This is a genomic window from Bartonella raoultii, from assembly GCF_019659805.1.
In the GTDB taxonomy this organism is placed as follows: domain Bacteria; phylum Pseudomonadota; class Alphaproteobacteria; order Rhizobiales; family Rhizobiaceae; genus Bartonella; species Bartonella raoultii.
The window spans coordinates 175740-189374 of the sequence record NZ_JAIFRO010000002.1 but is presented as its reverse complement, the minus strand read 5'-3'; the positions used below and the strand labels follow the sequence as shown (position 1 = coordinate 189374).

The following is a 13635-nucleotide window of genomic DNA, read 5'->3' as shown; positions in this document are numbered from 1 at the left end:
TTTTCTTGTATACATTACCTATCCCCCCTTCTGAAATATCTTTTGTGCCAAAATGAGTCTTATTAATATACTTCTTGTATTCCTATAAGATGTTAAATGAAATAGCAAGAGAAAAATAAACTTCTTTTTAAAAAGATATATCATTTTGGATTCTAATGTGATCTTTTTTCAACAAAAGCAGCTAGGCATTTTCCGCAAAGGCTTAAGAGCATGACGTAGTTAAAATCTATAATAGCCTTTTTAAGAAGTATTCGCCTTTGTTTATTTAACAAAGGCGAATTAAAATCTTACTTACAAACTTTATTGTTAGTTCAGTGTTATTCTAAATCCTGCCCCTAACCCCCAATGACCTCCAGCACTCGTTGCAGAAAAATTAGAGCGAATTCTTCCATTTTCAGACATATAACCAACTCCAAAAGCAAATGCAGATTGGCTATGCCATACCCCCGTACCAAATGAGACACTTAATTTTCCAGGTGTATCATCATAACTTAAATTAGAGACTGCTAGCCCAATAGCCGCTGCCTGTCTAGCTTCTTTACGAACATCCTCAATGGCATAATTTAACGTTTCAAACTTCATATCTGTATATGACTTGGCTTCATCAACACCATTATTGACAATATCCTGAACACGATCATCCGTGTATTTCTTCGCATCATCAAGAACTATCTTCATCTGCTCTTCAGTGTAATCATGTAACTGACCGCCATTAACAGCTTCTTTCGAACCTTTTTCTATCTTGCCATCTGCTACATTGTCTATCACTACAGGAGCACTTTCATCGCCACCAACTAACGTAACTTTATTCGTCTTCTTGCCTGTTTCATCCTTATCATAATTAACAGATCCATCCGCAACTTCCGTAGCAATATCTTGGACATGTTTATCAATATCATCTACACGCTGTTCAACCTTACCAACACGTTCATTGGTGTCCCAAAGCTGACCTCCATTAACAACATCTTTGGAACCTTGGGATATATTACCATCCGCTACATGCGTTATCTTACTTTCATCACCATTATGGCGCGCATCATAAGAACCTTCTTTATCATTCCAATTTAAGCCATTCGAATTAACATTCTGTCCAACGGACTGTTCAACGGAATTGATACGATCATTCATAGAGCTAAGGCTACCATTAACACCTTCAAATGCTCCAGCAACACTATCATAGCTCTTTTCTTCTGAAGAACTACCATCACCTGTAAACTGGGCAACTTTAAAGTTTGGCGCTGTCCATACTCCATTTTCAAACTTGGCTCCACCACCAAAATATGTTGCAAGAGCTTGGTTTAATACATAGAGCTGATTACCTGTAATGGCTTCTGTAGAACCTTGTGAGATATCTCCATCTAAAAGATGTGTTAGCTTACTATCATGCTTTGCATCACCTTGACCATGAAGCGCTACAAATGCTTTTTCTTCATCACTCCATAACAACGCATTTTGTTCAAGGTTATCTGAAAGCTCATGACGAAGCTTCTTGAAAGAATGGCTCATGCCAGAAAATGCATCTGCTACATTATTATACTTCTTGTCTTCAGACGTACCATCATCATTCAACTGTTGAACCATAAAGCTAGGTGCTGTCCATTTGCCATTTTCAAACTTGGCTCCACCACCAAAGTAAGTTGCAAGGGTCTGATTTAATGAATACAGCTGACTACCATTAACTGCTTCTGTTGATTGCTCTGAAACGCTTCCAGACGAAACACCTGACAAGATCCGCGATGCACCATCAGTATTTATGAATGTAACTTTCGTACCACTCTTCTCACCCCCAATGCTAATAGCATGGGTTTGTGCATCTTGCTTAACAAGGCTTTCACTTTCCATTTGAGAAATTTCATTGCTAATTTCATTATGGATATTCTTGATAGAAGTTCCAACCCCTGCAAAAGCGTCTGCTACATTGTTATAGCTTTGCTCCTTAACAGCATTACCATCAGAAGAAACTGTAGTAACTGTAAAGTTTGGCGCTGTCCATTCTTCATTGTCATAACGCGCACCACCACCAAAATAGTTTGCCAGGGTCTGATTCAATGAATAGAGCTGTTCTCCATTTATCGCTTCTGTAGATCGTTTTGAAACACTGCCCGCCTGAACACCTGAGAGAATACGTGCTGCATCACCACTATTGGCAATATTGATCTCTTTACCGCCTTTTTCTGATCCAACCTTGATAAGGTGTGTCGTTGCATCTTGCTTAACAAGACTTTCTGTTTCAACTTTGGCAATTTCATTGTTAATCTGCTTGCTAATGTCATTTTTTACATTCGTGAGAGACGTACCAACACCTTTAAATGCATCCGCTACAGTATCATACTTCTTCTCTTCAGACTTACCATCTTGATCAAACTGCTGAACCATAAAGCTAGGAGATGTCCACTTACCTTTTTCATCATAACCAGCACCACCACCAAAATAACGCGCAAGCGTATCCTGTGCACTATAGAGCTGTTTACCTGTAACAGCATCTGTTGAAGTTGTCGAAATATCTCCATCTAAAAGATGCGTAAGCTTGCTATTGCTCTTTCTATCATTCTTGCCATGATCAGCTACAAATGCATTTTCACTCTCACTCCATAATAAGGAATCGCCCTGAACTTGTTGCGTAACATTATTGATGTTTTGCGTAAGTTCGTTGAATTTATTTGTGAGGGTATTATTCACGCTCTCAATATTACTATCAAGCTGTCCCTTATTGACTGCTTCATTAGCCTTCGTTGCTTCCTTAACACCAGAAAGAACCCTATCCTGACGATCATTATTAGCAATATTGATTTCATCGCCACCTTGACGTGCTCCAATGGTTATACGTTTTGTAGCATTATCCTGTTGGACAAGGTTGTCACCTTCTACTTTGGTAATTGCATTATCAATCTGCTTGCTAATATCATTCTTGACATTCGTAAGGGAATTACCAACACCTGCAAAAGCATCCGCTACAGTATTATACTTCTTCTCTTCAGAGCCACCGTTATCATTAAAGCTCATAATCTTGAAACTAGGGGATGTCCATTCTTCATTGTCATAACCTGCACCACCACCAAAGTACCTTGCTAGGGTCTGATTCAATGAATAGAGCTGATCACCATTAACTGCTTCTGTTGAATGCTTAGAAATACTGCCTGCACGAACACCAGAAAGAGTCCGTAACGCACCATCAGTATTGGTGATTGTAATTTCCGTACCAGTCTTTTTACCACCAATACTAATAACATGTGTATCTACATCTTGCTTAACAAGACTTTCATTTTCAACTTGTGCAATCTCATTATTAATCTTGTTCGTAATGTCATTTTTTACATTGGTAAGGGATGTACCAACACCTTTAAATGCATCGGCTACAGTCTCATACTTCTTCTCTTCAGACTTACCGTCTTCACCAAATTGTTGAACAATAAAGCTTGGATCTGTCCAGTGACCATCTTTATACTCTGCACCACCTCCAAAATAGCGCGCAAGCGTATTGTGCGTACTATAGAGTTGTTTACCTGTCACAGCATCCGTTGAAGTTGCCGAAATATCTCCATCCAAAAGATGCGTAAGCTTACTGTTGCTCTTATGACCATCAACACTATGATCGGCTACAAACGCTCTATCATCCTTACTCCACAACAAAGCGTCACCTTGAACTTGTTGTGCTGTTTCTTCTATGTTTTGCGTAAGTTCATTAAACTTATTTGTAATATTATTATTAACATTCGCAATATTTTTATCAAGCTGCTCCTTGTTAACTGCTTCATCATTCTTTGTTGCTTCTTTAACGCCGGAAAGGGTACGTAATCCCTCTTTGCTATTAGCAATATTGAGCTCACTACCACTTTGTTTGGCTCCAATGGTAATCCGCTTTGTACTATCATCTTCTTGTACAAGATTATCACCTTCTACCTTGCTAATAGCACTATCAATCTTGTTGCTAATATCATTTTTTACATTCGTGAGAGAACTACCTACACCGGCCAAAGCTTCAGCAACATTATTATACTTCTTTTCTTCAGAATCACCATTATCATTAAAACTCATAATCTTGAAACTAGGCGCTGTCCACTTACCATTTTCATAATTAGCATCACCACCAAAATAGGTCGAAAGGGTCTTATTCAATGAATAGAGCTGACTACCAGTAACAGCTTCTGTTGAATTTTCTGAAACATTTCCTGATGCAACACCGGAAAGAACACGAGAAGCATCGCCACTATTTGCAATATTGATCTCTTTGCCGCCTGTTTCTCCTCCAATCTTAATCATTTTGCTCGCAGAATTTTGTTTAATAAGGTTATCACCTTCAACTTTATTAATGGCATTATCAATCTGCTGGCTAATATCATTTTTTACATTCGTGAGAGAAGTACCAACACCGGCCAAAGCATCTGCTACATTGCCATACTCTTTCTCTTCTGAGCCACCACCTTGACTAAATTGCTGAACCTTAAAATGAGGCCCTGTCCACTTACCGTCTTCATACTGAGCGCCACCACCAAAATAGGTCGCAACTGTACCTGCAACCGTGTAGAGCTGACTACCAGTAACAGCTTCTGTGGAATTTGCTGAAACGCTTCCTGATGCAACACCGGAAAGAACACGCGATGCTCCACCACTATTAGAAATATTGATCTCATTACCGCTTTGCTTTGCTCCAATGGTAATCTGCTTTGTGCTATCATCTTGTTGTACAAAGCTCTCTTTTTTTACTTGAGAAACCGCATCATTAAATTGCTGCGTAATGTCATTTTTGACATTTGTGAATGAAGTACCAACATCCGCCAAAGCATCTGCTACATTATCATACTCTTTCTCTTCTGAGCCTCCATCTTTACTAAACTGCTGAACCTTAAAGTGAGGCCCTGTCCACTTACCGTCTTCATACTGAGCACCACCACCAAAATAGGTCGCAACTGTACCTGCAACCGTGTAGAGCTGACTACCAGTAACAGCTTCTGTGGAATTTGCTGAAACGCTTCCTGATGCAACACCGGAAAGAACACGCGATGCTCCACCACTATTAGAAATATTGATCTCATTACCGCTTTGCTTTGCTCCAATGGTTATACGATTGCTTGCATCATCCTGTTGAACAAGATTATTACCTTCTACTTTGGTAATCGCATTATTAACCTGCTTGGTAATACTATTTTGAACATTCTTAAAAGAAGTACCAACACCGGCCAAAGCATCCGCTACATTATCATACTCTTGCTTTTCAGACTCACCATCTTCATTCAACTGCTGAACTGTGAAATTTGGGGCTGTCCATTCACCATTTTTATTATAACCAGCACCGCCACCAAAATAGGTTGCAAATGTCTTATTCCATGTATAGAGCTGACGACCAGTAATTGCATCGGTTGAATCTTTTGAAATAGCACCATCTAAAAGATGCGTAATTTTACTATTGGTCTTGTTATCATCCCCACCATGATCTGCTATAAAAGCTTCATCGTCCTCACTCCATAATAAAGCATCATTTTTAACATGTTGCTTAATATGCGTTATATCTTGAGTAAGCGAAGTGAATTTATTTGTAACATTATTGTTAACATCACTAATATTTTTATCAAGCTGCCCCTTGTTAACAGCTTCATCTGCATTTGTTGCATCCTTTACACCAGAAAGTACGCGCGCTTCTTTATTACTGTTAGCAATATTAATCTCATTACCGCTTTGCTTTGCTCCAATGGTTATACGATTGCTTGCATCATCCTGTTGAACAAGATTATTACCTTCTACTTTGGTAATCGCATTATTAACCTGCTTGGTAATACTATTTTGAACATTCTTAAAAGAAGTACCAACACCGGCCAAAGCATCCGCTACATTATCATACTCTTGCTTTTCAGACTCACCATCTTCATTCAACTGCTGAACTGTGAAATTTGGGGCTGTCCATTCACCATTTTTATTATAACCAGCACCGCCACCAAAATAGGTTGCAAATGTCTTATTCCATGTATAGAGCTGACGACCAGTAATTGCATCGGTTGAATCTTTTGAAATAGCACCATCTAAAAGATGCGTAATTTTACTATTGGTCTTGTTATCATCCCCACCATGATCTGCTATAAAAGCTTCATCGTCCTCACTCCATAATAAAGCATCATTTTTAACATGTTGCTTAATATGCGTTATATCTTGAGTAAGCGAAGTGAATTTATTTGTAACATTATTGTTAACATCACTAATATTTTTATCAAGCTGCCCCTTGTTAACAGCTTCATCTGCATTTGTTGCATCCTTTACACCAGAAAGTGTGCGCGCTTCTTCATCACTGTTAGCAATATTAATCTCACTACCTTCTTTGCTTGCCCCAATGGTTATACGTTTTGTCTTTAGATCTTGTTGAACTAGATTACTACCTTCTACTTTAATGATTGCATCATTAACCTGCTTGGTAATATTATTTTCAACATTCTTAAAAGAAACACCAACATCTTTTAAGGCTTCTGCTACATTGCTATAGTTTTTCTCTTCTGAACTACCATCATCATTTAACTGTTGAATTGCAAAGTTAGGTGCTGTCCAGCTACCATCTTCAAACTTTGCCCCACCACCAAAATAGGTCGCAAGGGTCTGATTTAATGTATAGAGTTGACTACCATTAATCGCATCGCTTGAATAAGAAGAAATAGTACCATCCAAAAGATGCGTAATTTTACTGTTTGTCTTTGCACCATCCCCACCATGATCCGCTACAAAAGCATCATCTTCATCACTCCACAAAAGTGCTTTTTGTGTAATGGCATCGAACTTATTTGTAATAGTGTTATTAACTGTCGCTATCTTATCTGTAATAGTGCTATTAACAGTTGCTATATCCCTATCCAGCTGCCCTTTGTTAACAGCCTCATCTCCCTTTACGGCATCTTTTACACCAGAAAGTGTACGTGCTCCCTCTTCATTGTTAGCAATGTTGATCTCACTACCTTCTTTGTTTGCTCCAATAGTGATACGGTTTGTTTCTGGATCTTGTTGAACAAAACTATTAGCAGCAACCTCTTGTTTAACTTTTTCTAGTTGTGAAAAATTCACCGCGTCGCTATCTGCATCACCAGCTGCTACACCTGTTATCTTCTTATTGCCTGCAGAAATACCAGAAGTAGTCACTTGCGGACCATCTTTAATCGATAAACCTGCCCCATTAAAAACATTCCCCCCAACTGTCACACCATCTAGTGTGATATCTCTGGATAAATCAAATTTGATCTCATTGTCTTTATCGCCTTTTGTAATGTTAAGGTTACTACTTCCTGCGGAAAAATCTACTTCACTATTTATAAGAACTTTTCCAACATCTTCACCACCAACAGAAAGTGTCCAACCATTTGTGTTGGTATAGGTTTCTAAAGCTTTTAATTGTGCAACATTCACCGCATCGGTAGCTTCAGAACCAGCAGCAACCCCTACAATTTGTCTTGTTATTTTTTTACTAACATCACCAACACTAAATGCAGCTCGGGTACTTCTCCATACAAAACCGCTATCTTCCTCCCCTCCCTTAAAACCAAGAGAACTATAACCTTCAACACCAGCAGCAATATTCGCCACAGAGTCAGACCCTAAAGCAACTGCACCAGCTGTAAGTGCTTGAGCCTGTGTACCTATCGCAACAGCGTTATTATCACTTGTACGCGCAAGCCCACCTAAAGCGATCGAAGAATCTCCTTTCGCTTCTGACCCCACACCTATCGCAACACTTACCTTTCCCTCTGCTAGAGCAGAAACACCAAAAGCTTGAGCTCCTCCTGCATTCGCAGTTGCATTCGCACCAAACGCTACGGAATAATTTCCCCTTGCTGAGGATCCACAACCTGTTGCAAAAGAATAAATACCAAAAGCTGAAGGCAATATACTCGTATCACCTTTAGTTGACCCACCCATATAACCATTATTCAATGATGTATTACCATTACCACTCCAACGGTCCTGTCCTTGCTCGTTACTACCGTAAGGATGTAATCTACCAAATGCTTTATTTTCAATAAATCGCTGATATTGCTCTTCTGCTGTTATTTCTTTACCCCTACGTTCTTTACCATCAGCTATAATACGGTCTCCACGACCAATAACATTATCAACACCACAATAATCATCATCACCAGCCAAGACAATACTGCCGTGACTCCCTCTAGAGTATCCTGAATTAGGAGAATTATCACTTAAAGATTTTGCTCCTGTTATCGCTAAATTCGAAGCAAAAACAGATGAAACATTTGATAGAAATGCAACTATTGTAGCCGATAAAAAAACATGTACAAAGGAAAAACGAGAAGACTTTGCATTGCTCGTTTTTTGTTTGGCATACAATTTTTTCATAATGAACTCTCCAATGAAAAAAAAATTAAAAAACACCTCCAAAACATAAAAAAGACATATTTCAACAGTATTTGCTTTGTTCAAATAGGATTTGAAGTAAGGATTTCTGCTTAGAATAGGAACGTTTTGAGTCTTTTATTTTTGCTTTGTGTGCGCTTTCTGTAATGTGACCTAAATGAGAAAATTTTGAGATATGTTTTTTAAACATAAAAAGAACACATTTAGAGTCTAAGGTGAATAGAAGTTTTTTGTATAAATTTAAAAAGGGTTTTCGCATATTAAACAATTGAATATTAGAAGTGTTTTGCTTGGTAAAATTTTTAGAACTAAGCTTTTACTTTTTGTAACTTTGTTTTCATTGGTAATGTTATTTCTTAACAAAAAGTAAATTTGGAATTGTTTTAAAGAAGTTTTCTATAAAATTTGCAATTCTTAGTTAATATGTACTTTATAAATTGTGATGTGACGGTATAAGGTTGTTTTTTTCTTTTACTCACAACTTATCCCCCTTTTGAGTTATTTCTTTTATCGAAATGAGTCTTAATAATACAATTATACGCCTATATTCTATTAGGTAAAATAGCAAGAAAAAAGTGAGTTTTATTATAAATCTTTATGAAAAAATATCATTTTGGATTCTAGTGTGATCTTTTTTCAACAAAAATAACTAAGATATTTCTATAAAAGCGTCAAAGTTAGAGCATAGTGGAAATTATAGTATCCTCTCTCTTTAAGAGGGGATTATAAATAATTTGCCCTTGCCTTTAATCAAGCAAGGGCAAATTAACTTTTATATGTATGCTTGTTTATCAATTAAGTATCAAACTAAATCCTCCACCTATACCCCAATGCCCTCCAGAACTAGTAATGGATAAATTAGAGTTAATATTTCCATTCTCTGAGGTATAACCAGTACCAAAAGCAAAGGCAGATTGGCTACGCCATAAACCAGCACCAAATGCAGCTGTTAATTTTCCAGGTATATCACTATAACGCAAGTTAGATACAGCTAAACCTATGGCTGCTGCTTGTCTCGCCTCCTTCCGAACATTCTCAACAGCATAACTTAATGATGAGAACTTCATATCTGTATACGCATTGGCCTCATCAACTACACTTTTTGTAATATTCGTAATTTTTTCATCCGTATATGTTTTGGCATTATCAAGAACAATATCCATCTGTTCTTTTGTGTAACTATATAATTGCCCCCCATTTACAGCTTCTTGAGAATCTTTCTCAATTTTACCGTCTGCAACCTTATCTATTACTACAGGGGCACTTTCATCACCTCCAACTAAGGTAATCTTATTGGATTTTTTGCCATCTTCCCCTTTATCATAGCTAACAACTCCATCCGTGACTGTATTTTTAAGATCTTCTAACTTAGTATCCATATCATTTACTTGTTTTTCAACATGATCTACCCGATCTTTTACTTCCTTTACCTTTTGCTCAGTCTTCCAAAGCTGACCTCCATTTACAGCCTCTTGAGAACCTTCCTCAATTTTGCCATCTTCTAAATTGATAATCTTACTGGGTGACTTATTATCACCACGAGCAGCATTGTATGCCCCTTCATTGTTGTCCCAATTTAAGCCATTCGAAGAAGCATCTTCAACCTTCTTGATGCGATTATTAATATTGGACATGCTTTGGTTAACACCCTCAAAGGCACCAGCAACATCATGATAAGTTTTCTCTACACTTTCCCCCTCGTTATCAGTAAAAGTTTTAAGTGTAAAACTTGGAGCTTTCCAATTTCCTTCATCATCATAGCCAGCTCCTCCGCCAAAATAGGATGCAAACTGGTTTTTCAAATCATAAAGCTGGTTACCCGTAATTGCTTCTGTAGAACCTTTTGAAATATCTCCATCTAAAAGATACTTAATCTTGCTATTACTCTTTTCATCTCCTTGACCATGTAATGCTAAAAAGGCTTCTTCTTTATCGTTCCACAACAAGGCATTCTGCTCCACACCACCAGACATCTCTGTATGAAGCTTGGTAAAAGAGGTATTCATAGCTGCAAATGCTTTTGCAACACTATCATAACTCTTTTCTTCAGATGTACCATCATCATTCAAGCTCGTAATCGTGAAGTTTGGCGCTGTCCATTCGCCATTCTCATATTTAACACTACCACCAAAATAACTCGCTAATGTCTGATTCAATGAATAAAGCTGGCTACCATTAATTGCATCCGTAGAAGCTTGCGTAATCTCTCCATTTAAAAGATGTGTGATCTTGCTAGCTGTCTTTTCACCTTCTGCTCCATGATCCGCTACAAAAGCCTTCTCATTCGAACTCCACAACAATGCATCATCTTTAAGCTGTTGCGTTGCTTGCCCTACATTTTGGCTCAGTTCATCAAACTTATTCGTTAAGTTATTATTGACATTGTTAATATTCTTATCAAGACCAGCAAGCGCTGAACCCGCATCATGGTAACTCGTTGAGCCTACTTCCCCATCTTTATCTATATCAGACAATGTATAGGTAGGTTCGCTAAACTTACCATCTGCAAATTTCGCATCTCCACCCAATGCCTTGGCAATATCTTGAGAAAGAACTTCTAGCTGACCACCATTGATCGCATCATGAGAACCAGCGCTAATTTGCCCATCAGCTACATTATGCAAGCCTACAGAAGCTGAGCCTTTGGCTTTACCAAGCGTAACACTCGTATAATCTATGCTACCATCTTCTGATTGATCATAATGAACAACCGCTGAACCATCAGACTGAAGGCTATTTGTTAACTCTTTTAAACCTTGATCCAATTGACCTTTGTTAACGGCTTCATTGGCTTTTTCCCCTGCCTTTATACCAGAAAGCCTACGATCTTCATGGTCTTTATTGGCAATATTAACTTCATCACCCTCTCTTTCTCCACCTATCGTGATATTCTTACTCTCAGGATCTTGCTTAACAAGATTATTACCTTCAACAGTGTTAAGCGCATTACTCATTTCATCGTGTATATTTGTCAGAGAACTATTGAAACCTTCAAAAGCACCGGCAACGTTATCATAGCTTTCTTCTGTAGCATTACCTTCAGAATCAAAGCCCTTAACCGTAAAATGAGGTGCTGTCCACGTGTTATTCTCAAACTTTGCTCCACCACCCAAATAACTCGCTAATGTCTGATTTAATGAATAGAGTTGACTACCATTAATTGCATCCGTAGAAACTTGCGTAATCTCTCCATTTAAAAGATGTGTAATCTTGCCAGATAACTTTTTACCTTCCGCTCCATGATCTGCTACAAAAGCATTCTCACTCGAACTCCACAACAATGCATCATCTTTAAGCTGTTGTGTTGCTTGCCCTACATTTTGGCTCAGTTTATCAAACTTATTCGTTAAGTTATTATTGACATTGTTAATATTCTTATCAAGACCGGCAAGCGCTGAACCCGCATCATGATAACTCATTGTGCCTACTTTCCCATCTTTATCTATATCAGACAATGTATAGGTAGGTTCGCTAAACTTACCATCTGCAAATTTCGCATCACCGCCCAATGCCTTAGTAATATCTTGAGAAAGACCTTCTAGCTGACCACCATTGATCGCATCATGAGAGTCTTTGCTAACCTTTCCATCAGCGACATTATGTAAGCCGACAGAATCCGAGTCTTTATTCTTACCTAGCGTAACATTTGTATAATCTACACTGCCATCTTTTGTTTTATCATAATGAACAACCGCTGAACCATCAGACTGAAGGCTATTTGTTAACTCTTTTAAGCCTTGATCCAACTGACCTTTATTAACAGCTTCATTGGCCTTTTCCCCAGCCTTTACACCAGAAAGCCTACGATCCTCATCATCTTTATTGGCAATATTGACTTTACCGCCATCTGTGCCCCCACCTATCGTGATATCTTTGCTCTCAGGATCTTGTTTAACAAGACCACCGGATGCTAAATGTTTTTCAATCTCTTGTTCCACTTTTTGCAGTTGTGCAAAATTCACCGCATCTGTCTCATCAGTACCCGTTGCTACATTTGTTATCTTTTTACTGCCTGCATTCATACCATCAGCTGTTACTTGCGGACCATTATTAATAATCAAACCCGTTGCATTAAAAATATTCTCTCCAGCTTTTACACTCTCCAGCGTAATATTCTTTGCTAGATCAAATTTTATCTTATTGCTTTTTTTATCTGTTTCTTTAGTAATTTCAAGATTTGCACCTCCAGCAGAAAAATCGACTATGCTATCTATGGCGACAGCTTCAGCATTGTCACCATTAATATATAGCTTCCAGCCTTTATCGACATAATCTTGTAACGACTTTAATTGCGCAACATTCACTGCATCAGAATCTTTAGTACCAGCTGCTAACCCTATAATTTGTCGTGATTGATTCGTAGAATTATCACCAACACTCACAGCACCTAATGTGCTCTTCCATACAGAATTTAGATTATTGGAGTTACCTTTTATAAAAGGGCTATAACCAACAATAGCACCAGCAACATTAGCTAAAGAATATGCCCCTATAGCAACTCCTGAATCCACCATTGCTTGTGCTAGCATTCCTAAAGCTATAGACTTATCACTACTTGTAGATGTATCAGTACCTATAGATATAGTGTTCGCATTCTTACTTGTAGCCCTATAACCTATGGCGATTGATTTTTCGCCTAGTGCAGATGCATCAGTAGCAAGAGAAACATTATCATCGCTCACATCAACAAGGGTTCTGGTTAAAAATTTTCCATGGTCATTCAAACCATCCACTGTTGATACCTGCACTGAATTTAGCGCTGTTATATAATTGTCGTGTGATACATCAATAGATCCCTTATAATTTGAATCAAGGCTTTTTGAAAAAACAGGAGATACACTCGACAAAAGTGCAGCTATTGAAGTCAATGACAGGATTTTAATAAAAGGAAAACGAGACAATTTTAAATCACTCCCCGCAAATGTTGTATATAATTTTTTCATAACAAATTCCCCAATGAAAAAAAATTAATTATAAACACAAAAAAAACACTTTTAAACGCTAAACAACCCCTTAAGTTTTATTTTTTAGTATGTTGGAAATTTAGAGTGTAATTGAAACAGAGGGCTTATACGTTAAGATGTTAAAAGAGATGCGTTGTGCTTTTTATTAAAAAAAACATAAGAATTATTTTATTATATCATTAATATTTGCTTAATTTTTGCACATAAATTATTTTTTGCAAGGTTTTTTGTTGCACCTTTGTTCTTGTTTAAAGCCCATTAGATAGTCATTTCTCTTTATAAATATGAGGCTGTTCATTGTCTTCAACTGCTGTGGTGATGCTTAAAATTC

Annotated in this window: 2 protein-coding genes and 1 pseudogene; all 3 read right to left on the bottom strand. The window is 37.7% G+C overall.

The annotated features are described in order from the left end of the window. Window positions 1-306: 306 nt before the first annotated feature. Window positions 307-1842 carry a Vomp family autotransporter gene (locus K3248_RS09250; protein WP_443092862.1) on the bottom strand — a complete coding sequence of 512 codons (1536 nt, stop codon included), beginning with the start codon at window positions 1840-1842 and terminating at the stop codon, window positions 307-309. A 183-nt stretch (window positions 1843-2025) separates the two neighbouring features. Then, window positions 2026-7887, bottom strand: a pseudogene (locus K3248_RS02140) (hypothetical protein); the annotation flags it as partial. Between the two features lie 1244 nt (window positions 7888-9131). Beyond that, window positions 9132-13283 carry a Vomp family autotransporter gene (locus K3248_RS02135; RefSeq protein WP_220716714.1) on the bottom strand — a complete coding sequence of 1384 codons (4152 nt, stop codon included), beginning with the start codon at window positions 13281-13283 and terminating at the stop codon, window positions 9132-9134. Window positions 13284-13635: the final 352 nt, after the last annotated feature.

Coding starts and splice junctions, on each gene's coding strand:
- K3248_RS09250 (WP_443092862.1), bottom strand. CDS start 1,842: ATGGAAAGTGAAAGCCTTGTTAAGCAAGATGCACAAACCCATGCTATT.
- K3248_RS02135 (WP_220716714.1), bottom strand. CDS start 13,283: ATGAAAAAATTATATACAACATTTGCGGGGAGTGATTTAAAATTGTCT.